This window comes from Syntrophus aciditrophicus SB, from assembly GCF_000013405.1.
GTDB lineage: Bacteria > Desulfobacterota > Syntrophia > Syntrophales > Syntrophaceae > Syntrophus > Syntrophus aciditrophicus.
On sequence record NC_007759.1, the window covers coordinates 857,834 to 881,773 of the forward strand.

Genomic DNA, 23,940 nt, shown 5'->3' on the forward strand with positions numbered 1-23,940 from the left:
CATCATGGCTTCAGGAAAAATTGCCCGAGACATGTAAACCCGGCCACACCTATACACATGACGTGGGTAGTGGGGCACTTTTCCGGAATTCACTCTGTCAGGGGCAAGGACGATTCAGAAGGAAAGCTTCGGCATAAGAAATGTTTAACCACGAAAGAGTTCGTAATCATGAAGGAGACGCACTTATGGAGATTAAAATGAATCCGCTGTCGCCGGAATCCAGAAAAACAAAGCCGGCAGATGAATCGAAATTGGGATTCGGCAAATTTTTCACGGATCATATGTTTACGATGACCTATCAAACCGATCGCGGATGGGAAAATGCGGAGATCGGCCCGTATCGGCCCATCTGTCTCGATCCGACGGCCATGTGTCTTCATTACGGTCAGGAAATATTCGAAGGGATGAAGGCCTATCGCGGACGGTCAGGTGAAATCTATCTTTTCCGGCCCAAGGAAAATATTCGACGCATGAATGCGTCTGCTGAGCGACTCTGCATGCCTGCCCTTGACCCGGATGTATTTATGGAAGCTCTGGTCAAGCTGGTTCTTCTGGAAAAAGACTGGATACCCCATGGGCGGGGTACATCCCTGTATATCAGACCAACCATGATTGCTACCGAGGCAGCGCTGGGCGTACATCCATCTGATGAATATCTCTTTTTCATTATCGTCGGCCCGGTAGGAGCCTATTATCCTGAAGGATTCCAATCCGACGAAAATTTTACGTCAGCGAGGAATATGTTCGATCAGTGCGTGGCGGGACAGGGACCTGCAAGAACGCGGGGAATTATGCGGCAAGTCTTTATGCCAGTCAGATTGCCATGAAAATGGGCTACACCCAGGGTTTTATGGCTGGATGCCATCGAGAGAAAGTACGTCGAAGAGGTGGGAACCAGCAATATCTTTTTCCTGATTGGCGATGAACTGGTGACGGCCCCTCTGGAAGGGACCATCCTGCCCGGAGTGACTCGGGATTCCGTGATTAAAATGGCCCGGCACTGGGGGATGACCGTTTCGGAACGGAGACTTTCCATGGAGGAAGTTCTTCAGGCAGTCGAAACGGGAACGCTTAAGGAAGTTTTCGCGTCCGGCACGGCGGCTGTGGTTTCTCCTGTCGGTCAGTTTTATTATCAGGGTAAAGAGTATCAGGTTAATGGCGGAAAGACGGGGCCTTTAACGGAAAAACTTTACAATGAAATCCTTGGTATTCAGTATGGCGAAAAAGAGGATCCATTCGGCTGGAGAATGAAAATTTCCGACTGAGGATTCCCGATGAAATCTCATCCACAAGCCTGTGGACAAGCCTGTGGATAACGCTGTTGATAAATCGGGTAAGTCTGTAATTGTTACGAATATTGACCGAATTGCATAAGAATTAGGCAGTAAATTAGTTAATGATTACGGATATATATCTCTTTGATATCGAATTTCTTGAAAAAATGGGGAAGCCGGTGGCGTATCAACAATGTATACAGTAAAGGGCTGATTTTTCTATGATCATGAATTATAATGAGAACCAAAAAAGATGTTTTTGCCGCGGAAGGATCATCCTCTCTGTTCTGGTTTTCCTCGGCATTTTGTCGTGGGGGAGCGGCTCTCTTCAGGCGGCGGAGCCCCTGTCCCTTTCCGCCCTGATCAGCCGGATGCAGGTGGCCTATGAGCGGACGCGCGATCTGAAGGCGTCATTTATTCAGGAAGTATCTCTGAAATCCATGGGAAGAGCGGAACGGGAAGAAGGAATCCTTTATCTGAAGAATCCCAAACGGATGTTGTGGGATTACCACAAGCCGCAAATGAAAAAGCTTGTCGTCAATCCTCAGAAAGCCTGGCTCTATGTTCCTGAGGATCATGTAGTTTATGTCCAGAACGCCGATCAGATTTTCAAATCCAAAATGGCCGTTCGCTTTCTTTCTGGCATGGGTAAGCTCCAGGAAGATTTTTCGATCCGTTTTGCTGCATCAGGGGCCGTCGATAAGGAAGGGAATTATCAGTTGACGCTGGTCCCGAAGAGGCCCGGATTGGGAACCGATCAACTCAACCTGACCGTGGATAAAAAAAGTTATCAAATTATAGAGGGAAGCTTTACCGATACATATGGGAATGAAACTCGGATTCAATTCCGGAACATCAGAGTGAATAATCGGTTATCCGATAGCCTGTTCAACTTCAGGGTTCCAACGGGAGTGGAAGTATTTAACATGCCCTGAGACGCCATTATTTCAATCCCATATCAAAGCGTTCTCTGCCGAGACTTCGTTATCGGATTCGCTGCGTACGCTTCAGTCCTTCTTCGTCGCCTATGCCTCGTCGCCGTTGTATCTTCTTTGATCTGGAATTGAAATTACGGTTTCATCGTGCATAACAGGGGAAGTGTCGTGATGATGCGCGTGAAATGGGATCAGGATGTTCCGGAAAGCCGGGAAACGGCCCTGGAGATGGAATGGCTGGAAGCCAGGGCTGGGCAGCTATACTTCCAGCGCGCTTCTGAACCGTCATACCCGGAGATCCCACGGTCTTCCCGTGGCAAATCTGGATTCCCCGTCGGGGCGTCATGTCCTCCTTTCCAAGATTGAAGATTCTCTTCAGCTTGGAGATCAGGAATGCTCCCTGTCCTGCCATCAGTATCCGGGGATGTTTTTCTCTCCTGAGTTTCCTTTGAAGAAGATCTGGACCGCCGGGACGATGCGAGGCCTCCGGACCATGGCCACCTGAGAAGCCAGGGTGGAGTGTTTCGGGCAGGAGGAAGATCAGGAGAACCTGCGGTGCCTGCTTTCTGCAGGCCAGCAGTTTCTCTTCCGCATACCCTCGAGGCCTCCCAGCACCATCGTCGTTTACCCCTGGTTCCAGGATTGGGGAAGGGGCATTCTGATTTCTCTAAGTAATTACTCTTTGCTTTAAAATAATAGGAATAATTATGATTTTGTGTTAGCATCACAAGCTAAACTGTTGAATTAAGATACTTAAGGGAATGAATCATGATGCATTGGAGATGAAAGCCCCGATTCATTCAACAGAAACGGGGTTTTGCTGTTAATATTTTAATCATCGTACGAAAGACTTAAGCGATGTTCAGCATCAGCTGAGTGTGAGAAGGTAAAAGGAGGGATGACCACGCAGGAGAGTTTTCCAAATTGAGTCGACGGGGCAAGAGGATCATGGAGATCAGGTTGCGTGACAATGCGAATTTTCAGGAAGCCCTCGGATGATGAAGATGAAAATCATGACGAAAGCACAGCGTATGGCCGATCTGGAATATATGAAAAAAAAGGTGCCCGCTCTTGAGAAAAATCCAGGCGAAGAAGACTTTGCCGGGTCATTTTCAGGCGAAGAGAAATATCGCAGGCTTCTTGAAAACCTGAGTGATATGGTTTTCCTTCTGAGGATTCCTGAAGGCGATTATGAATATATCAGCCCTTCCGTTGTGGAAGTCTTTGGTTACAGCGCGTCGGATTTTTATCGGAACCCGTTTTTCATGAAGGACATTATCCATCCCGATTATTTCGACTACTGCAATGAAAAATGGGAGGAACTGCTGGAGGGAATCGCGGGGCGCAGCTATGAATATAAAATAATTGATCCCAAAGGGAAAGAACGATGGATTCACCAGTCCAATAAAGGCATCTTCGACCCGGAAGACAGGCTGATTGCCCTGGTCGGGCTGTGCCGTGACATCACGGGGTCAAGACACACGGAAACGACCCTGAAAGAGAGTGAACGCAAGTATCGGCGTGTCTTTGAAGTGACAGGCGACGCCGTTTTTCTGGTAGAGAAAAAAACGGGCTCCATCCTTGATGCCAATGCCGCGGCAACAGGACTTTATGGATACACTCTGGTGGAAATGACGAAACGCCGATTGATCGATCTTTCCACCGAACCGGACAGAACAGTCCTGATGCTGAGGGCGGGGGATACTCAAATCCAGCAGCAGGACCACAAAAAGAAAGATGGCACGATCTTTCCCGTTGAAGCGAAGGTCAGTTACTTTACGCAGAAACACAGGAAAATGGCAGTCGTGACTGTCCGCGATATTTCGGAACGCAAACGGTCTGAAAAGGCGATTCGTGAGAGTGAGGCCCGCTATCGCAGTTTCTTTGAAGAAAATGTTGCCATTCTGCTGATGATCAATCCCGATACCGGCCGGATTGTGGATGCCAATCCGGCGGCTTGTCATTTCTATGGCTACAGCAGGGAAATCCTTAAATTGAAGATGATCGACGACATCAACATCCTTTCCCGGGAACAGATCCTGCGTGACATGGAGCGGGCGAGAAACCGGGAATGTCAGCATTTCTATTTCCTGAACCGTCTGGCCAGCGGCGAAGTCAGAGATGTGGAGGCCTATATCGGTCCTACCGAGATGGCCGGCCAGCACCTTCTCTATTTTCTCGTGCACGATATTACGGACCGCAAGCGAATGGAAGAAGAACTGGTCAAGGCTCAGAAGCTTGAGTCCGTAGGTATCCTGGCAGGGGGTATTGCTCATGACTTCAATAATATCCTTGCTGCGATCCTTGGGAACGTTTCTCTGGCCAAGCTTTATCTCTCTCCTGATGACCCGGCTTACGACAAAATGACTCAAGCGGAAAAAAGCTGTCTGCAGGCCAGGGAACTGACCGGCCGGTTGATCACTTTTTCGAAGGGAGGAGAACCGCTGCGGAAAAAAGTGGCCGTTGCCCCCTTCCTCAAGGATGCCGTGTCTTTTTTCCTGAGTGGTTCAAATGTGCGCTGCGAATTTGACTTTCCCGATTTCCTGTGGCCTCTGGAAATTGATGTGGGGCAAATGCAGCAGGTGGTGCGTCACCTGATTGTGAATGCCCAGGAGGCCATGCCGGATGGAGGAACCATCCGGATCAGTGCGGAAAATGTGAGTTTGAAGGCCGACGAAGTGCCGTCCCTGAAGGAAGGTCCCTATGTCCGGATATGCATCAAAGACCAGGGAGTGGGCATTCCCCGTGAGTATCAGACCAGAGTCTTCGATCCTTATTTCACCACAAAGCCTATGGGAGGAACCAAAGGGGCGGGGCTCGGACTGGCGATCTGCTATTCCACCATTAAGAAGCATGAAGGTTTTCTGTCCTTAGTATCCCAACCGGGTGTGGAAACAACCATTAACATTTACCTGCCCGCGTCATCGGATGATATGAAATCCGTCAAACCATAGCCGGAGAGAATTTTGCGGATCCTGATGTTCGGCTGGGAGTTTCCGCCTTATATGAGCGGCGGCCTGGGCACTGCCTGCTCTGGTTTGACCGGGGCGCTGACCGGATTTGGACATCCTGTTCTTTTTGTGATTCCCCACTGTGATCCTGCCGAAGAGGCTTCGCATGTCTCTCTGATCTCCGCTTCGGGATTTCCCCTCCTTGAAACCGACCTTGCATGTCCCGCTCTGAAAAATCCGGATGTTCGAACCGTCGATTCCCTGCTGATGCCTTACACCGGAGATCATCGCTACCGGGAACGGTTGAAGAGGCGGAATGATCCGGAGGGGACGGGAACATCCTCCGGAACACTTTCTTTCGATCTGTCCGGAAATTACGGCCCCGATCTCATGCAGGAAGTGCGGCGGTTCGGTATGGTGGCTGGCGCCGTCGCCAGGCGTCATTCCTTCGACATCATTCATGCCCATGACTGGATGACGGTCCATGCCGGGCTTTACGCCAGGGAAATCAGTGGAAAGCCTCTGATCCTGCACATCCATTCTCTGGAATTTGATCGCAGCGGAAATCGCATCGATCCGGCGATCTATGATATGGAACGGCATGGAATGCGTGCCGCCGATCATGTCATTGCGGTCAGTCAGTATACGAAAGAAATGATTGTCGAACACTACGGAATCGATCGCCGGAAGATATCCGTCGTTTATAACGCGGCAACCCGCCATCCTGATTCTATAACGAGGTTTGATCAATCTTCCGGACGCGGGGAAATAAAAACCGTGCTTTTCCTTGGCAGGATAACCTTTCAGAAAGGACCGGAATATTTTATTGAAGCCGCGGCCCGGGTTTTAAAGGTCTTTCCGGAGGTCAGGTTTATTATGGCCGGCTCGGGGGATTTGATGAACCTGATGATCGAACGTGTCGCCGAACTGGGAATCGGACAGAACTTTCACTTTACCGGATTTCTCCGCGGTTCCGACGTGGAGCGGATTTTCGCCCGGAGTGACCTTTATGTCATGCCCAGTGTTTCCGAGCCGTTCGGTATCGCGCCCCTGGAAGCCCTGCTGTGCGATGTGCCGGTCATTATTTCGAAGCAATCGGGCGTTTCCGAAATCCTTCATCATGCTCTGAAAGTAAACTTCTGGGATATTGATGAAATGGCCGATAACATGATTGCCGTGCTGAAATATCCGGCCCTTGTGAAAGAGATGATGCTGAGGGCTTCTGAAGAAATCAAGCGGATCCGCTGGCAAAATTCCGCGGCCAGGGTTATCGGCATCTATCGCCGGGTACTGGCCGCTGCCGGACCGACGTAAAGGAGTTTCTCTGTGCCCGGTATCTGTCTCTGCTTTCAGGTTCATCGGCCCGTTATCTTGAAGCGCTATACGTTTTTTGATATCGGACGGCATCATCTTTATGAGGATCAGGAGGCAAATCGGCGAATTCTGAATCAGCTCGCGGATTCCTGCTATCTTCCGGCCAACAGACTTCTTCTGCGGCTTATGGAGAAGAGTGAAGGAAGATTCCGTGTGGCCTTTGCACTCAGCGGCGCCATGATCCATCTGTGTGAAAAATACCGCCAGGATATTATGGAAGGCTTCCGGCGGCTGGCGGACACGGGTTGTGTCGAATTTCTCAATGAGGCCGATCCTCATTCCCTGGCCTTTCTTTTCTCTCCACGCGAATTTCGGGAACAGATCGAGGCGCACAAAAAAAAGATTCAGGAACTCTTTGGACAAAACCCCACGACCTTCCATTGCACGGATTTGATCTACAGCAATGAATTGGCGGGGGTTGCCGAAGAAATGGGTCATTCAGCCTTCCTGGCCGAAGGCGGGCAGGGTCTTCCAGGTTTTCAGGGGCCCGACTTCGTTTATCAGCCTGCTGATTGCGCGCGTTTGAAATTACTCTTGAGAAATTATCACCTTTCTGCTGATATACGACTTCATTTTTCCGACGGGAGCCGAAATGGTCATCCGTTTCCGGCAGGATGGTTTGCCGAGAGGATCCTCCATTCCCTTGAAAACAGCGGTGGACAGGTGGTCAATCTGTTCCTGGACTATGAGACCTCTGGAAAATATCTGACGCCTGACAGGGGAAACTCTGAATTTCTGCAGGCCCTGTCGGCTGAAATGCTTGGACAGCCCGATTTTCACTTCCAGCTTCCTGCGGAAATCGCGCAACGATACGATCCGCAGGCGCGACTGGATGTGACGGATTCTGCCTCCGGGTTCGATATACATCGGAATCTGACAACCGTGGCGGGAAATGCCATGCAGCAGGATGCCCTCCGGGTGCTCTATGATCTGGAGGAAGCGGTCCGGAAGCGGAAGGACGCGGATTGCCTCGCCATCTGGCGGATGTTGCAGACATCCGACTATTTTAATTATATGTGTACGGAAGGGTTTGCGGACAGGGTGAGACGACGCGATTCCGGTCCCTATGGGTCACCTTATGAGTCCTATATCAACTATATGAATATTCTGGAAGATTTTTCCCGGACGCTTCAATCATAAAAGGAGAAAGTGAATGGCAGAGAATCAGAACGGCTATCTCTTTGAATGCAGTTGGGAGGTATGCAATAAGGTTGGCGGCATCTATACGGTGATTACCAGCAAAATTCGGGAGGCAATGAAGGCTTATGGGGAAAATTACTATCTCCTAGGACCGGATCTCAAAACTAATCTCGATTTTGAGGAAACCGACGAAGAATGCTGGTTCAAGGTCCGTGAAGGAACAGCCATCAAGGACATTCCCTGCCGTTTCGGGCGCTGGAAGATTCCCGGTGAACCCAAGGTCATCCTGGTCAACTTCGGGATGAAGTATAATAAAGATCAACTTCTTTACAAATTGTGGGAAGATTATGGCGTGGACTCCATCGCGGGTGGATGGGATTATACGGAGCCCGTCATGTTCAGTTACGCCTGTGGCGAAGTGATAGAGACCATTTACAATCTCATGGTCCGTCCCCACGGAGGAACGGCTATCGCCCAGTTTCATGAATGGATGACCGGAGCCGGACTTCTCTGTCTGAAAAAAAGTGTTCCCGAGATCGGAACCGTCTTTACAACCCATTCGACTATTCTGGGAAGGACGCTGGCGGGATCTGGAGTGGATATTTATGCTTCCATGGATCACATCTCCCCTTTGAGGGAGGCCAATGCGCATAGTATTACTGCAAAATATTCCATGGAAACGGCTGCGGCCCGGGAAGCTGGCTGCTTTACCACAGTCAGCGAAATTACCGCACTGGAGGCCAAAAATTTTCTCGGTCGTTATCCTGATGTCATTACCCCGAATGGGCTGGATATCGAACAGATCCCGAATCTGGTCCAGGATCGCCGGCCGGCCATGCGCTCCCGGATGCGGCTCCTGAAAGCCGCGTCCCGCTTTCTGAAGAAAGACCTGCCCAGCGATACGAAGATTCTGGCAATATCCGGGCGATATGAGTTTCATAACAAGGGGATCGATGTCTTTCTGGACGCTCTCGGCCGTCTGGAAAAAGAAATGAAAGGCGATCAGACCCTTCTGGTTTATCTTTTTGTTCTGGGCGGCCATACGGATTTGATTCCGGCGCTGCAAAGCGATTATGCCAAGGTGGAGACGGGAAATCCTCCCATTTGCACCCATCGCCTTCATTACGAAGCCTCCGACCCGATTCTGGAAACAAGCAACCGTCTGGGTTTGAAAAACCTGCCGCAGAACAGGATCAATATCATTTTCATTCCTGCCTATCTGAACGGACATGACGGCCTGATCAATATGAGCTACTATGAAGCCCTTTCCGGATGCGATCTGGGTGTCTTTCCTTCATACTATGAGCCTTGGGGATATACGCCACAGGAAAGCGCCGCCCATGCCGTTCCCACGATCTCCACGGATCAGGCGGGCTTCGGGCTCTGGGTGCAATCCACATTCAAGGAGCACAGCGGCGTCATCATCATGAAACGAAAGGGAAGGGAAATCCAGACGATAACCAATGACCTCTTCGATATTTTAAAGAATTTCCTGTCCTGGACGGACGCGGATATGCAGCTGCGGCGAGAGAGTGCCTGGACCATCGCAGTGCAGGCAAACTGGGGGGAATTCTATAAGTTTTATGCCGCGGCATATGACAGGGCGGCAGGCATCGCCCGGGAGTACGCGGAGAAGCTTGCCTTGTTCGATTACCGGACGGCCTACCGGCGCACCTTTGCCGGCGCGGTTACAACACAGCCTCATTTCCGGCGGTTCACGGCCGTTGCAAAGCTGCCCCAGGAAATTGCCCGCCTGAGAGAACTGGCCTACAACTTATGGTGGTCCTGGAATTCCCGGGCCCTTGAACTGTTTGCCAGTCTGGATCCACAACTCTGGACGGACATGGGCAACAATCCGGTCCGCATGCTGGAGACCGTATCGGCGGAGCGGCTGATCGAGGCGAAAAACAACGCCATATACATCAGCCTCTATGAATCAGTCATGAAGCAGTTTGACGACTACATGGCGGACAAGACTCTCTGCCGGCGGCTTTCCGTTTCACCGGAGATAAAATGGTCTTCGCCTGTTGCTTATTTCTCTACGGAATACGGCCTTCACGAAAGTCTTCCCATTTATTCCGGAGGGCTTGGCGTTCTTTCCGGAGATCACATCAAAACGGCCAGTGATCTCAATATCCCCCTGGTGGGCGTCGGGTTGTTGTATCGAAGCGGATATTTCAAGCAGGTGATTGACAAAAACGGGGTCCAGATCGCGGAATATCCGGAGTGCGACTTTTCCAACATGCCCCTGCAGATCGTCCAGGATGAGAAAGGGGACGAGGTGCAGATTTCACTGGAGCTTCCTGGACGGACCCTCTATGCGAATATCTGGGAGCTGCAGATCGGCCGGTTGTCTCTCTATCTGCTCAATTCCGATGTGCCTGGCAATACGCCGCAGGACCGAAAAATAACCGGCCGCCTCTATCCTGCGGATCAAAGAACACGGATCGAACAGGAACTGCTTCTGGGAGCGGGTGGGATACGACTTCTGCGGAAACTCGGGATTAAACCAAGTCTCTACCACATCAACGAAGGCCATTCCGCGTTTCTTGTTTTCAGCCGGATTCAGCTTCTGATGACCGAAGAGGGATTGAGTTTTGACGAGGCCAGCGAGGTGGTCCGGGGCAGTACGATCTTTACCACGCATACCCCGGTTGAAGCAGGAAACGAGCGGTTCGACAAGGATCTGATCGAATATTATTTCGCGAATTTCATCAAATGGTCTGGCATATCCTGGTCACAGTTCTGGGATCTGGGGTTGAAGGAGGCCGGTGATGATAAACCTTTCTATATGACCGTTCTGGGGCTCAAGATGACGCATCTGAGCAACGGAGTCAGCGAGATCCACGGCCAGGTGGCTCGACGCATGTGGCGCGATGTCTGGAAAGGATTCCACGAACTGGATATTCCGATCCGGCAGGTGACCAATGGGGTCCACATGGCTTCCTATATCGCTCCGAGGATGAAGGAACTTTTTGACATTTATCTGGGACGGGGCTGGCAGAGGTCCATTACCGATCCCGAAATCTGGAAGAAAGTCTGGGATATTCCCGATGCGATGCTGTGGCGCACCAGGTATGAGCTCAAGCAGAGAATGATCAATTATCTGCGGGATCATATCTCCAAACACTGGTCACGTTATGGCTATTCCAAGACCTGGCGCGAGGAGATTTACTCCAAAATGAATCCCACCGCGCTGATGATCGGCTTTGCTCGGCGTTTCGCCCCTTATAAGAGAGCCGACCTGATCCTGTCCGATCTGGATCGGCTGGATAAAATTCTGAACCATCCGACCCGGCCTGTTCACCTGGTTTTTGCCGGCAAGGCCCATCCCAATGACGAAATGGGGAAAAGCCTGATTAAAAAAGTGGTTTCCGTCTGTAATCAGGAACCTTTCCGTGGAAAAATTTTCTTCCTGGAGGACTATGACATCCGGGTTGCACGTCACCTGGTTCAGGGAGTGGATGTCTGGTTGAATACGCCCCGGAGGCCTTATGAGGCCAGTGGAACCAGTGGGGAAAAGGTGGTTTTCAACGGCGTTTTGAATCTCAGTATTTCCGACGGCTGGTGGGCGGAAGGGTATGACGGCACCAATGGCTGGACCATCGGGCCCCTCGTTCGGGGGCTCTCGGAAGAAGATTCCAGCGTGGACGAAGAAGACAGTCTTTCGCTTTTCTCCACACTCGAAAATTCCGTGATTCCTCTGTTCTATGATCGGGATACCTCGGGGATTCCCGACAAATGGATTACCATGATCAAAAGGTCGATTCATACGCTGGCTCCCCGGTTCAACACGGAACGGATGCTTCAGGAATATTACAATGATATGTACATTCCCACTGTTCGCCGCATTGGGGAACTGAGCGAAAAGAGCTACCGGTTGGCGAAAGAAATTGCCGAGTGGAAAAGTACGATTCCCATGCGGTTTTCTTCTCTCCGCCTCCTGGATATCAGTGTTGAGGGGATTCAAGGGGATACCATCGTGGTTGATCAGCCCCTGGTGGTTACAGCCCGGATCGATCCGGGAAAACTGAAACCCGAAGAAATTTACGCTGAACTTTTCATCGGACGGGATGACGGCTATGGATTCCTCGAAAAGCCGGATTGTGTTCCCCTGAAAATGATCACCAATCTGCTCAACGGATCGCTCATCTTTACCGCGGAATACCGGGTCCGACGCAATGGGCCGCATTCTTACGGAATCCGCGTGTTGCCATACAATGAAAAGCTGGCTTCGAAACATGAGACAGGCCTGATCCTGTGGGGGTAGGCCTGTTCCGAAAAAAGAACGGGGGAGATTGAAAACAGTTCAATCTCCCCCGTTCCCAGGGTGCCGATGACATTTTTGACAATGGATTGTTGAACGGCCTGTCTATGAAGTCGGCCCCTCAATGCATGATCAACAGACCGCGGTTTCTCACCTTTTCACCGTTCTTTTATTCCTTATTAATGCAACAGGGTATTCTGACCGGTTCGACCGAAAAAATCGGTCTGACGGCTTACTTCTGGTTGATCAGCCAGAGAATCAGTGTCAGGATCAGGCTGATCAGCAGACTGGTTGCCAAGGGAAAGTAAAATGTGACGTTTTTCCCTTTGAAATAAAAATCTCCCGGCAACCTGCCGATCCAGGGGATTTTGCCCGTCAGCAGAAGAACAAACCCGATACCTGCCATGATCAGGCCCAAAAAAATCAAAATGCGACCAATATTGGAGAAATCGATAGCCCTGTACCATCCCTTCGTTAAGCCAGAGGCATGCCGCCGTTGAGCCGTTCGTAGATCTTTATGTATTCATCTATCATCCGGTCGAGTTTGTAGGTGGCGCGCGTCTCTTTCATGATCCGCTTGATCTGAGAAGCCCTGACTTCTGCCGGTCTGCGATGGAATTCCACGCATTTATGCAGGCCGTACCAGAGACCTCCCACATCATAATCGTGGAAAAGAAAGCCGTTTCCGGAATCTTCGGGGGCTCCGTCGATTTTCAGCTTCAGTTCCCGGATCTTATCATGGTATCCGCCTGTGTCGCGGTTGGTTGCTGTCGCGCCGAAGAGGTTTCCCAATTGATCGATCTGTCCGCAGGGCTCATAGAGTGATGCTCCGAAAACATCGCTGGCTGAGGCAAAACCCAGCATGGAAAGTTCCTCGTTGAAGCGGTGATAGCAGATTTTCCCCTGCGACGCGCAGGCGATCCGGCCCATGATCTCTTCGTGAGTCCTGTCGCCGCCAACACCGTCGCCGATCACCGCGATCTGGACATCGCCATGTTCAATGACGAATTTCAAGGCAATCTCTTCAATCAATTCAACCCCTTTCTGGCAGGGATCGAGCCGGGACGGCCAGTAAAGAAGAATGGCCTCGGGATCGACGTTAAGGCCGGTGCGCCGCTGAAATTCCACGAGATTATCCTTCTTTGCCTGGAGGACATCGTCATCCGCCCCGAAATTGCGGTGCAGAAAGCTGCACGATTCAGGATACATGTTCAAGGAAGGACAGTTCAGGACTGTCAAGGCCGATTCGAAGGCCTTTTTGGCTTTGATTTCCTGCCTCACGCTGTCCGGGATGATGGCACGGTCCATGAAATAGTCGTCGACGATTTCTTCCAGGAAACGATGGCCGACGAGATTGACCAGGGTTGCGCTCTTGATGGCTGTGGCCTGGCAGTCGATGCAGCGCTCTCCTTTCTCTTCGCTGTAATAGAGATCATGATCGAGTTGTTCCAGGTCTACCCCGAGATACATGGGAACAGGGACATTGCGGGTAAACACGTTATGAACTGTATGCAGAACGGGGATTTTCCGGGACTTGGCATAAGCGGTAACCGGCCCGCCGGCCATCCAGTCATGGGTGTGGAGAATCAGCTTGCCGCAATTCTGCGCACTGACCGTTTTGATGACATGGTTGATCAGCTGCTTTTGAAATTCAGCGGCATTTAGTGTGACATCTCCCGCATAAGCACTGGGTAGATCGGCAAAAATGGAGGAGCTGACGAGATGAATCCGTTCCGGATCAATCTGGTAACGGATTTTCCGCCATTCACTTTCATCCATATTTCCTTCCTGCTGAAAACGCTTCTTCAGGTTCAGCGTGGCCAGATGACAGTTGATTCCCCGTGCCGTCAGGCCCTCGCACAGCGCGGTGACCACCTCCCCCAGTCCCCCGCTTTTTCCTGAAATGAATCGGGCAAGGTCACACATTCCTTCCGGAAGTCTTCCCGTTTCGGGGGTGATGAGCAGAACAGCCGTTCTGGGGGTGGTTTTAGAGGATTTTATTGCAACCATTCCTTAACCTCCCTTCATTCCTTAAAGAAACGTACAAAAATATGGTTATGACTTTATTGTCTTGGTCATCATTAAAAATGACATTCCAGGATGTCCCGATGCTGAGCCTGTCGCGCCGCCTTCTTCCTGCCATTTTCTATCCCTTTGATTGCAGCTTGATTGCAGCCCGGGATCGGATTCCGGGTAAATCGATCAGGCACGCCGACGTTCCTGGGAACCGATGACGAAGGGTATTCGAAAAAAATCGGCGTCCGTGCGGGAATGCAAGGCTTTGAACAGACAAAATTTCATGAGTGATCTGTTGCGGCAGTCTGAAAAATGGCCGGAAGCTTTCCCGCATGATGGCATAAACAGGCAACGATATCGATTCCTTAATGCCATCGATTGAAACCTCAAGAAATAAAAAGGGTCTTTCAGGTCGATCCGTTCCTCTGGTTCTCCGGAGTCCGCAGAATACAGGAGAATTTATAACATGTTCCAGGCGGGCAGTGTTACATGGAAGTTGATAGCCCGATCAACGAAGATTGACGAATACTGGTTAATAAAGAAGCTTCAAAACGAGGAAAATAATCGTCAGACCCGAATAAAGTCCAGACCGGAACGGCAGAGGACACGATTCCTCACAGGCTCGCTGTTCCTCACCGCTGCGGTCTTTACAAATTCGCCGCCGTAACTTGTTTATAATGTCACACTTGGCAGGAAACGCAATACGGGATGAGTACGGAACCTATAACAGTATAATACTGGTATACTCAGGAAAGGGACAGCAGAAAGGAGCGAAGATTGATTTTTTCGTTGCTGATGCCAAGTTTTACCCGGATGTTGTCGCGGTGGGACTCCACGGAACGGATGGAAAGATTAAGTAATTCAGATATTTCTTTGGTTGTTTTTCCTTCTTTGACGAGATTGGCCACCTGGACTTCCTTCGGGGACAGATGAGCCAGTTCGGAGCTCAGGCTTTGAAGGAAGGGAGAGATGATATTCTGCACATTGGCTTCGATGATTTCAACACAGGTCATTTGATGCGGAGGAAGTTTCTGTTTTTTCAGCTGTTCGACATAGGGCAGGATCAATTCCTTGCAGTTGGAGAGAATCTTCTGTTCCTGGTCAATCCGGTCCATTTCTCTATTCTTGATAAGTACGTGAAGGGTCGTGTTCACTTCCTCCAGATTCCGGGATTTGACACGCAGGTCTTGTTCCTGCCTGCGAAGATCCTCTTCCACCTGACGACGCCGGGCAATTTCTTCCATAAGTTCCTGCGTCCGCTCCTGAACGCGATTTTCCAGATGCTCATTGAGTATGCGCAGCTCCTGCTGTGCCCGTAGAAGATCCCTGTTTTTCTGAACGGCTGTTTCATAGGTGGAAATCAGGATGTTCAAGATCCGCTTCCGGTCGGCAGTAATCGAATATTTCTGGCCTCCTATAAGGATCTCAATCTCCTCTGCAGACTCACAGGGCGCTTCATAGCCATGTTCTCTCTGCGTTAAAAAGTACTGGATGCGGGACAGGAGGTTCTCTTCATCATAAGGCTTGGTAATGAAATTGTCGGCGCCGCATTCCAGGCCCCGAATGATATCCCTCGAGTCTGAAAGAACCGTCAGAAGAATTACAGGTGTTGCTTTTTTCAACGGATCCGATTTGATGCGCTTGCACAGTTCGAATCCATCCATTTCCGGCATGATGATATCGCTTATGACGATTGCGGGTTGATTATTGCTGATTAACTGGAGCGCTTCCTGACCGTTCCTGGCGTGCAGCACGTGAAAACCGTGTTCTTCCAGGGTGTACCTCAGTCTTTCCGCCTGTGTCAGGCTGTCTTCCACAATGACGATATCATTATTCATTTTATAAATTACCTGTGACGCTTATCATGTTTACTTATAATGTTAATAGCAAGATCCGCTGCAAATCCCTTTATGGAAGAGAGAATGCATAACGGTGGTATCTCTTAAACATTATGCAAAAAATTTATCAATAAAAATTTATCCGATAAGGATTTACACCGATTGAGATTAACAATGGTCCAAATACAAGGCTGACGGCATGGAGCTTCAAATATGGAGAATCTGCATAAGCAGTCCTTTGCTGAATTGAGCGCAAACAAAGTTGGTCAGATGAAAAGGTATAATTTTTAGTGAGATCTATAATTCTTTATTTCTGAAATCACCATTGTTACTGGCATTATTATAATTATATATTGGCAATAATTCTTGACATACTTGGATCTTGTTTCTATATATTTTTGGTGTCTGTCAAACAGGGTGTGGGGCAGATGTTCCGGAGATATTGGCTATAAACATGATGGAGATTGATTATGATGCTGAAGGAATCTTTCGACGGCGAAAAGGATGACGGCGCCCCGTCCAAGACCGGATCGGCTCTTCCCGATTGACAGCATGAATATATCTCGCCGAAAAAAGGTAATCACAGCCATAATACTTGCTCTGGCCCTGCTGCTGGTTTCCTGCTTCTTGCCTCCAAGGCCCTTCGATGAAAAAAAGTGGCGGGCACAGGTGGAATCCACAGACCCGGCGCTTCTTTACGCCCCGCATCTGAGAGGCGGCCGTTATTTCAATCCCTGGATGCCCATGCAGAGGGGCTTCATGAGTTTTCTGCGCTGGGTGATCTCTGAAAAGACCCCCTATCCCCAGGCGGAGGAATACAACCTTCCTCCGGTCATATCGGGCCTTTATAAACGGATACGGTCAACACCGGGAGATTTTATCGCATGGATCGGTCATTCCACATTTCTGATCAGAATCAACGGAGAATACTGGATCACTGATCCGATGTTTTCGGAACGGGCCCTCCTGCCGAAACGTAAAACTCCGCCCGGCCTCTCTCTCGATGAGTTTTTAGCCCTGCCCGGCAGGAAAAACGTGATCATTTCCCATAATCACTACGATCATCTGGATTCTAAAAGCATCAGGCGGCTTTCCACCGACACGCGGGTCTTTGTCCCCATGGGGCTCAAGGCCATGGTGAATAATTTCGGAAAAAAGAAAGTTGTGGAAATGGACTGGTGGCAAACGGTTTCCTGCGGCGATCGCTGCCAGGTGGTCTGTCTCCCCGCCCAACACTGGTCACGGAGGATCAGTCAAAACACGGATACCACCCTCTGGGCCAGTTTTTTGCTGGTGACACGTGGGCGGAAGATCTATTATGGCGGTGACAGCGGCTATTTTATCGGATACCGGGAGATCGGACGCCTTTATCCGGATATCGATTACGCCCTCCTGCCCGTTACAGCCTATGCGCCCCGCTGGTTCATGCATTACGCTCATATGGATCCCGGGGAGTCCCTGGAGGCCTTCCGGGACCTGGGTGCCAGATACTTCATTCCAACCCAGTGGGGAACTTTCCGGCTGGGAGAAGAACCGATCGGGGAGATTCCTTCAGCGCTGTCCAGGGCCGCACAATCCAGTGATACTGATCCGGCCCGACTTCTTGTCATGAGCATCGGGCAGCTTCTGCCTATCGATAATCAAAAGCAGAAATTCGAACAATAAGGATTCATCCTTTCTGAAGCCTTTATCACGGCAAGCCGCACGCGCAGTGGCAGGTAATGGCGTGCCATAGCCTGATGGTTCTGTCATGCATCGATAAGGTATGTTGACACAGATGCCTCCTCGAATTAAAGGCAATAAAAAACCCGCTGTTTTCAGCGGGTTTTGGCCTTCTTTGAACTTCCTCCTACCATGAATTCTTATAGAATATTATTTAATTGACTACAGGGATGGCAATAATATTCATGGGAAGGCAGGAGGACTCATTACTTCCTGGGCGACAGAGCCCTCATTTCAGTATGTCCCAAGCCTCTATGAATCATAATAGGTTGGTTGGATCATAGAATCCTTGTCACGCTGGAGGATTGGTTTAGAGGCTAAATTTCCTGCTTTATCTTTCTTTTGTCGGGAGGTGATGTGATGCCCGGATTAAAGGGTAGCGTTGATGCTTTTGTCGGTATCGATATTTCAAAAGATAAATTTGATGTCTACGGGATTGGAAGGGACGAGAAAAAGCTATTTCAGTTTTCAGCGGCCATGGACCGGAATGGTTTTGAGAAGCTGAAGGAACATCTGGTGGTTGTTTCGGTCTCATCCGTTTTAATCGGGATGGAGTCCACGGCTTCCTATCATGTCAATCTTTTCTCTTATCTGGTTTCTGAGGGATACCAGGTCGTTATCATCAATCCTTTGCTGATTTCCAATTATGTCAAGATGCAGCTCAGGAAGACCAAAACCGACAAGAAGGATGCTGTGGTCATTGCCCAGTTTCTTCTTGCGAATGGGAACACTCTGATCCAACGGGTCGATTCATCTTTGATTTCCGATCTTCGTGATCTCTCGCGTCAGCGGGAAGGTTTGATTGACGAGATGACCGCATTGAAGATCAATATCAAGAGGCTCCTGAATATCACTTTTCCGGAGCTGGAGCATATGACTTCCGTCTTTACGAAGTCCATACTGAAGCTTGTACAGAAATACCCTTCTGCCATTGCTCTTGGAAATGCAAACCTTGGTCAATTATCTCAGATGCTGATCGCAGATTCCTATGGGCATAAAAGAGAGGCGTTTGCTGTGAAGCTGATCAAGGCCGCACATTCGTCGGTCGGTACCAAAAGTTCAGCCAAGGAAATCATTCTCAAGCAAAACGTGACTCTGCTCCTTCACCTTGAAGAGGCACTGGAGGAGATAACCGGCATATTGATTGAGATGAGTCGAAAGCAGATGGAAGACGATATCAACATTCTTACTTCCATAAAAGGTATCGGGGACAAAAGCGCTGTAAATTTTCTCATTGAGATGGGTGGCGATGTTAATCATTACGAATATTCTGGGAAAATCATTGCCATGGCAGGATTGGACCCGGCTGTTTACCAGTCAGGTCAACATGAAGGTAAAGGCAGGATCACGAAACGTGGAAATCGTCATCTGAGGAGAATCATATGGATGATGACAACCAAAGTGATTCAATATAACGATATTTTTAAGGCTTATTACCTTAAACGAAGGACTGAAGGCTTGCCCTATAAAATGGCGGTATTGGCCACTGCACATAAATTGATTCGTATCGCCTATGCCATGCTGACACGACGGACAACTTTTTGCCCACAGATGAATTCTTGATAGTTGACTGAAATCTTGATTTGGTGGAGATGAGGGGGATCGAACCCCTGGCCTCGGCATTGCGAACGCCGCGCTCTCCCAGCTGAGCTACATCCCCATCCGGAAAACACAAATTTACCAGAAAATCGAAGCCGCTCTATAATATAAGGATTAGACTCTGTCAAGCACTTGTTCATCTTCAAGCCTTTCTTGACAACAGGACCGTGTTTTCCTATACTCCCGCCGGTTTTCGTCCTTACCCGGGAAGAAAGGCCGTTTTTTACGAAAAGTATGTTGTGATATAAGAGTGGAAATCAGATCAATTTCAACTGAACAAGGAGACTGTGTATGGCCAAAATCGATGCTTTTTTCCAGTTGATGCACGAACAGGGCGCATCGGACCTGCATCTCGTTTCCGGACAGCAGCCTGCCATCCGGATGCGCGGTGAACTGGAGCGGGTGAAATATAATATTCTGGATAACGATGAGCTGAAGGCGATGCTCTATGAAATCACGCCGGAACACAAAATCAAGCAGTTCGAGGAAACGGGGGATGTCGATTTTGCCTATGAAATTCCTGGTCTGGCCCGTTACCGCGCCAATTTTTTCGAACAGAAGTTCGGTGTGGCAGCCGTTTTCCGGGAAATTCCCAGCCAGATCCTGACCTGTGAGCAACTGGGACTGCCGCCCGTAGTTTCCAAACTGGCCACGCTGCCCCGGGGGCTGGTTCTGGTGACCGGACCAACAGGCAGTGGAAAGTCAACGACCCTGGCAGCCATCATCGATCAAGCCAACCGCCTGCGGAAGGATCACATCATCACCGTCGAAGATCCCATTGAATTCGTTCATCAGAGCCAGAGCTGCATCGTCAACCATCGGGAAGTCGGCATTCATACAAAGAGCTTTTCCGCGGCCCTGAGAGGCGCCCTGCGTGAAGACCCGGACATCATACTGGTCGGGGAAATGCGGGATCTGGAAACCATCTCCCTGGCTGTGGAAGCCGCCTCCACCGGCCATCTCGTTTTCGGGACCCTTCATACCACGAGTGCGGCGAAAACAGTTGACCGGATCATCGAGGTGTTTCCTTCCAGTGAGCAGGCCCAGATCCGATCCACCCTGGCAGACGGTCTGAGGGCGATCATCGCCCAGGTGCTCTTCAAGAGGATCGACAGAAAGGGCCGATGCGCTGCTCTGGAAATCCTCATAGCCAATGCGGCCGTGCGCAATCTGATCCGCGAGTCAAAGACCTTCCAGATTCCATCCATGATCCAGACGGGCAAGAAGTACGGGATGCAGCTTCTCGATGACGCCATCATGGAACTGTTCAATAAGGGATGGATCAGCGCCGATGAAGCCTACATGAAGTGCAACGACAAGACCAAATTCCGGCCGTTGTTGAAAAACCCGCCGACAGATTTTACGGAGGTCTAACCCTGGCGGTTATCCGTATGAACCGCGGCACAAGAGATTCTTTCGGGATTGGAGAGCGTTCTCCCTACCCGTTTTTCAGGAGGCGTGAACATGCGAAGGCAGGAACTGGATTATATTTTGACGAAAATGCTGGATGCATACGACAATGTGTCCGATTTGAATATGACCGTGGGCAAACCCTTTCAGGTGGAGAGTTCCGGGCAGTTGACCGCTGTGGATTTTGATCCGCCCTGTGAAAAACTGACCCCCTTTCAGACGGAGACCATCGCCCTGAATCTGATCAACGGGGACCGCCGCCTGACGGAAACTCTCGTTGCCGAGGGTTCCTGCGATTCCTCCTATACTCTGCAGGGTAAGGCCCGTTTCCGGGTCAATATTTTTTCCCAGCGGGGAAATTATTCCATTGTCCTGCGGAAGCTGGAAACCCGCATTCCAACCCTTCAGGATCTGAATCTGCCGGAGGCCTTCGAGAAAATGGCCCAGGAAAAAAACGGCATCATTCTCGTGACCGGGGCGACGGGAAGCGGAAAGTCCACATCCCTGGCCGCGATGCTCAACGAGATCAACGAACGGAAGTCGGTCCATGTAGTGACCCTGGAAGACCCCGTGGAATTCGTTCATCCACACAAGCAGGCGACCTTCAATCAACGGGAAATGGGGACGGATTTTGACACCTTTGCCAACGGCCTCCGGGCGGCTCTCCGTCAGGCCCCCAAGGTGATCCTCGTCGGGGAAATGAGGGATCGGGAGACTGTTGAAATTGCCCTGTCCGCTGCGGAGACCGGACATCTTGTCGTCAGCACCCTGCACACTGTGGATGCGGGGCAGACCATCAACCGCATTTTAGGAATGTTTTCCATTGAGGAGGAGCGCCAGATCCGCATCCGTCTGGCCGATACGGTGCGCTGGATTGTATGCCAGCGGCTGCTGCCCAAGGAGGGTGGGGGCCGGGTGGCGGCTTTTGAAGTGATGGGGAACAATCTGCGCGTGAAGGACACAATTCTGAACGGCGAATCGGAAGGCAAAACCTTTTATGAAATCATTCAGGCCGGCAAGGCCTTCGGGATGGTCACGTTCGATGATTACATCGTGGAGTTGTACCAGCGCGGCCTGGTCAGTGAAGAGACGGCCAAGGCCTATGCCTCCAACAAGGGCGTTGTGGGTCGAGGGATCGATTCGGTCAAGAGCGCCAAGGGTGAGGCGACGACCAGCCTGGGTAAACTGGAGGTCGATACAAGCTATGGAAAACAGAAGAGGTTTTAAAAGTTCCAGCCGGCCGGATAAAGTTATTCTCATGGCATGTTCAGAGAATTCAGTCTGTTTACAACTGCACGACTTTGTCCAAAATTCCGGCAAACAGGACGGTCGGGCGATGGATACAGGGAGGAGAAAGGATGATGGAGGAAGGCAAAACCCTTTTTAATGAAGTGGCATCCGGTTCTTACGATGCCTCAGATCGGCCTTTTGATTTTGTGACGGAACAGGGAGAAACGGCTCTCGTTTGTGAATCCGATCCCGGCCTGAAGGATAAAACAGGGCAGGCCCTTTTTTCCCTGGGCTATTCGGTGAAGGAGGCGGAATCCGTCAGGGATGCCCTCAAAAAGATGCGTTTTCACGTCTTCGATGTCATTGTCGTCAATGCAGATTTCGATGAGGGAAAGGGCGCCCGTGAACTTCTGACGGCTCTCGAATTGCTGGATGTGTCCATCCGGAGACGGATATTCGTCACTCTTGTCGGCGACTCTTTCCGCACCAGGGACAGCATGGCGGCCTTCCACCGGAGCGTCAATCTGGTTGTTCATACCGGGGATCTCAATGAACTGGGGACCATTGTCAAAAACGGTGTGCAGGAAAACAAGGCCTTTTATCATACCTATATGGAAGCCCTGAGAAAAATGGGGAGATCATAAAGATAAACGGGAAGAATCTTCAGATATTCAGAAGGCAGAGCCTGCAGGTCGCACTGATTTTCAGAAGCGGATTTATTGCATGTGAGTCCAGTCATTCATCGATGTCCATCCACCCTGCCTGTGTGAGCTGTTCTGCCGGGCGGGGTGGCCTTTGGCCCTGATCGCCACTTCCCATCGGATATTTTCATTGACACGCCATTGCGTTTCCCATAATGTCTGCTCGCCGGTATAATAAATCAAGATATCATACTTGGATTGGAGGCTGCGCAAAGCGTACCAGCCACCTCCCGCAGAAAGTGACATGATTTCTAAAGATATAATAAAGACTTCATCTCAACCCATTATTGTCAAACTGATGGCCCGCATGTCGCCGGATTCCATGGAGCAACACTTTCGCCGTCAACTTCCCGATGGCGACGGCCTATGGGGAAGATGCCGTTTCGTTTTCGACGCTGCCGCGGAAGAATATGACTGGCTGGTGGTTTATCACGATCTGTATCGTGCACCCGGTTCACTGAGCATTGAAAAGCTTCGCTGCCCCCGCGAAAAGACCATTCTCATCACCACCGAGCCGTCAACGATTACGGTTTACGGGAAAGATTACCTGCGTCAATATGGTACGGTCATTACATTTCAGGAACCCTGGGTGATTTCTCATCCCAATGCTGTCTTCACCCAGCCGGGGCTTGTCTGGTTTTACGGATTTCCCGATTCCGGGGGACACATCCGTTCCTATGATGAACTGCGCGTTGCTGAACCGCCTGAAAAAAACAAATTGATTTCTACGGTCTGTTCGAGCAGGAAAGGAGCGCTGACCCTTCATTCCCGGCGGGTCCGCTTTACAGAGCAGCTCAAGTCGGCTATTCCGGAACTGGATATATTCGGCCACGGCGTTAAGCCCATGTCCGACAAGGCCGAAGCCCTGGATCCTTACCAGTATCATATCACCATTGAAAATCATGTCTATCCGCACCATCTGACTGAAAAGCTGCCTGATGCGTTTCTCGGTTACACTCTGCCGTTTTATCATGGCAGCCCCAACGCGGCAGACTATTTTCCCCCGGAAAGCTTTATTTACATCGATATCAGGGATTTTAAAAGATCCCGGGATATTATTCGAAGCACGATTGCCAACAACGAGTATCAGGACCGACTGCCATACATCATTGAAGCCCGCCGCAGGGTGCTTGATGAGCACAATATTTTTGCTCTCCTGGACCGTTATATCAGCAAAACCGACGGGAGATTCAGCGCGAAGACTCAAAGCGGCGCTGATCAATTCATCATGAATCGGCAGACCCTCCGGCTGAAAAAACCTCTGATCGGAATTCGAAGTCTGGCAGAAAAAGCCGTGACAAAAGGAAAACTCCGATTCCTTAAATGCCGAAGCTATTTATTGTCCAGAGACACAATGGACACTTTTTCACTGCGGGGAAATTGAAGATTGCATCCGTGGTCTGCAGCAGCTCCTGCATTCCGTGCCTTCCCGATAAATTCTTGTGGGCGCATTCTGCTTATCAGATAACATGATCAAAGTACG

15 protein-coding genes, 1 tRNA gene and 1 pseudogene are annotated in these 23,940 nt (G+C 50.3%); 13 read left to right on the forward strand and 4 right to left on the reverse strand.

Annotated features, from left to right (window positions below):
- Window positions 1-185: 185 nt before the first annotated feature.
- The 7 genes and pseudogenes from SYN_RS16985 to glgP all read left to right on the forward strand — a co-directional run bounded on the left by SYN_RS16985 (window position 186) and on the right by glgP (window position 11,944).
- Window positions 186-1,265, forward strand: a pseudogene (locus SYN_RS16985) (branched-chain amino acid aminotransferase).
- Between the two features lie 236 nt (window positions 1,266-1,501).
- On the forward strand, window positions 1,502-2,209 hold the full coding sequence (locus tag SYN_RS03970) for a LolA family protein (protein ID WP_158302914.1): 708 nt from the start codon (window positions 1,502-1,504) through the stop codon (window positions 2,207-2,209).
- Between the two features lie 196 nt (window positions 2,210-2,405).
- The gene (locus SYN_RS03975) at window positions 2,406-2,714 is read left to right on the forward strand and encodes a glycogen debranching enzyme N-terminal domain-containing protein (RefSeq protein ID WP_011416750.1); all 309 of its coding nucleotides are present in this window, start codon (window positions 2,406-2,408) and stop codon (window positions 2,712-2,714) included.
- Window positions 2,715-3,204: 490 nt separating this feature from the next.
- Window positions 3,205-5,163 (forward strand): PAS domain-containing sensor histidine kinase, encoded by a 1,959-nt coding sequence (locus tag SYN_RS03980; protein WP_011416752.1) that lies wholly within the window; start codon window positions 3,205-3,207, stop codon window positions 5,161-5,163.
- A gap of 12 nt (window positions 5,164-5,175) precedes the next feature.
- A complete protein-coding gene (locus SYN_RS03985; protein WP_011416753.1) occupies window positions 5,176-6,474 on the forward strand; it encodes a glycosyltransferase family 4 protein in 1,299 nt (432 codons plus the stop codon).
- A 12-nt stretch (window positions 6,475-6,486) separates the two neighbouring features.
- Window positions 6,487-7,674 (forward strand): glycoside hydrolase family 57 protein, encoded by a 1,188-nt coding sequence (locus SYN_RS03990; RefSeq protein ID WP_011416754.1) that lies wholly within the window; start codon window positions 6,487-6,489, stop codon window positions 7,672-7,674.
- Between the two features lie 13 nt (window positions 7,675-7,687).
- Window positions 7,688-11,944 (forward strand): alpha-glucan family phosphorylase, encoded by a 4,257-nt coding sequence (gene glgP, locus SYN_RS03995; RefSeq protein ID WP_011416755.1) that lies wholly within the window; start codon window positions 7,688-7,690, stop codon window positions 11,942-11,944.
- Window positions 11,945-12,173: 229 nt separating this feature from the next.
- On the opposite strand, the gene SYN_RS04000 is transcribed toward glgP, so the two are convergent.
- The 3 genes from SYN_RS04000 to SYN_RS15080 form a co-directional block, all read right to left on the reverse strand.
- Window positions 12,174-12,368 carry a DUF2905 domain-containing protein gene (locus SYN_RS04000; protein ID WP_011416756.1) on the reverse strand — a complete coding sequence of 65 codons (195 nt, stop codon included), beginning with the start codon at window positions 12,366-12,368 and terminating at the stop codon, window positions 12,174-12,176.
- Window positions 12,369-12,415: 47 nt separating this feature from the next.
- Window positions 12,416-13,951, reverse strand: coding sequence for a glycogen synthase (locus SYN_RS04005; protein ID WP_011416757.1), 1,536 nt, complete (start codon window positions 13,949-13,951; stop codon window positions 12,416-12,418).
- Between the two features lie 752 nt (window positions 13,952-14,703).
- Window positions 14,704-15,795 carry a response regulator transcription factor gene (locus tag SYN_RS15080; RefSeq protein WP_011416760.1) on the reverse strand — a complete coding sequence of 364 codons (1,092 nt, stop codon included), beginning with the start codon at window positions 15,793-15,795 and terminating at the stop codon, window positions 14,704-14,706.
- A gap of 552 nt (window positions 15,796-16,347) precedes the next feature.
- Between SYN_RS15080 and SYN_RS04020 the strand changes: the two genes are divergently transcribed.
- On the forward strand, window positions 16,348-17,460 hold the full coding sequence (locus tag SYN_RS04020; protein WP_041585361.1) for an MBL fold metallo-hydrolase: 1,113 nt from the start codon (window positions 16,348-16,350) through the stop codon (window positions 17,458-17,460).
- Window positions 17,461-17,877: 417 nt separating this feature from the next.
- The gene (locus SYN_RS04025) at window positions 17,878-19,080 is read left to right on the forward strand and encodes an IS110 family transposase (protein WP_041584694.1); all 1,203 of its coding nucleotides are present in this window, start codon (window positions 17,878-17,880) and stop codon (window positions 19,078-19,080) included.
- Window positions 19,081-19,101: 21 nt separating this feature from the next.
- Here SYN_RS04025 and SYN_RS04030 read toward each other — a convergent pair.
- Window positions 19,102-19,177 (reverse strand) — tRNA-Ala (locus SYN_RS04030).
- Window positions 19,178-19,407: 230 nt separating this feature from the next.
- Here SYN_RS04030 and SYN_RS04035 point away from each other — a divergent pair.
- From SYN_RS04035 to SYN_RS04055, 4 genes are all read left to right on the forward strand, one after another.
- Window positions 19,408-20,490, forward strand: a complete 1,083-nt coding sequence (locus SYN_RS04035) for a type IV pilus twitching motility protein PilT (protein ID WP_011416763.1) — start codon at window positions 19,408-19,410, stop codon at window positions 20,488-20,490.
- A gap of 90 nt (window positions 20,491-20,580) precedes the next feature.
- The gene (locus tag SYN_RS04040) at window positions 20,581-21,753 is read left to right on the forward strand and encodes a type IV pilus twitching motility protein PilT (RefSeq protein ID WP_041584695.1); all 1,173 of its coding nucleotides are present in this window, start codon (window positions 20,581-20,583) and stop codon (window positions 21,751-21,753) included.
- Between the two features lie 131 nt (window positions 21,754-21,884).
- The gene (locus SYN_RS04045) at window positions 21,885-22,400 is read left to right on the forward strand and encodes a response regulator (RefSeq protein ID WP_148202477.1); all 516 of its coding nucleotides are present in this window, start codon (window positions 21,885-21,887) and stop codon (window positions 22,398-22,400) included.
- Between the two features lie 301 nt (window positions 22,401-22,701).
- Window positions 22,702-23,841: a glycosyltransferase family 10 domain-containing protein gene (locus tag SYN_RS04055; protein WP_148202478.1), complete on the forward strand. Its 1,140-nt coding sequence runs from the start codon at window positions 22,702-22,704 to the stop codon at window positions 23,839-23,841.
- The last annotated feature ends 99 nt before the right edge of the window (window positions 23,842-23,940 follow it).

Excerpts from the sequence above, each read along its gene's own strand:
- SYN_RS03970 (WP_158302914.1), top strand. The coding sequence starts at position 1,502 with ATGAATTATAATGAGAACCAAAAAAGATGTTTTTGCCGCGGAAGGATC.
- SYN_RS03975 (WP_011416750.1), top strand. The coding sequence starts at position 2,406 with ATGTTCCGGAAAGCCGGGAAACGGCCCTGGAGATGGAATGGCTGGAAG.
- SYN_RS03980 (WP_011416752.1), top strand. The coding sequence starts at position 3,205 with ATGATGAAGATGAAAATCATGACGAAAGCACAGCGTATGGCCGATCTG.
- glgP (WP_011416755.1), top strand. The coding sequence starts at position 7,688 with ATGGCAGAGAATCAGAACGGCTATCTCTTTGAATGCAGTTGGGAGGTA.
- SYN_RS04005 (WP_011416757.1), bottom strand. The coding sequence starts at position 13,951 with ATGGTTGCAATAAAATCCTCTAAAACCACCCCCAGAACGGCTGTTCTG.
- SYN_RS15080 (WP_011416760.1), bottom strand. The coding sequence starts at position 15,795 with ATGAATAATGATATCGTCATTGTGGAAGACAGCCTGACACAGGCGGAA.
- SYN_RS04020 (WP_041585361.1), top strand. The coding sequence starts at position 16,348 with ATGAATATATCTCGCCGAAAAAAGGTAATCACAGCCATAATACTTGCT.
- SYN_RS04025 (WP_041584694.1), top strand. The coding sequence starts at position 17,878 with ATGCCCGGATTAAAGGGTAGCGTTGATGCTTTTGTCGGTATCGATATT.
- SYN_RS04035 (WP_011416763.1), top strand. The coding sequence starts at position 19,408 with ATGGCCAAAATCGATGCTTTTTTCCAGTTGATGCACGAACAGGGCGCA.
- SYN_RS04040 (WP_041584695.1), top strand. The coding sequence starts at position 20,581 with ATGCGAAGGCAGGAACTGGATTATATTTTGACGAAAATGCTGGATGCA.
- SYN_RS04045 (WP_148202477.1), top strand. The coding sequence starts at position 21,885 with ATGATGGAGGAAGGCAAAACCCTTTTTAATGAAGTGGCATCCGGTTCT.
- SYN_RS04055 (WP_148202478.1), top strand. The coding sequence starts at position 22,702 with ATGATTTCTAAAGATATAATAAAGACTTCATCTCAACCCATTATTGTC.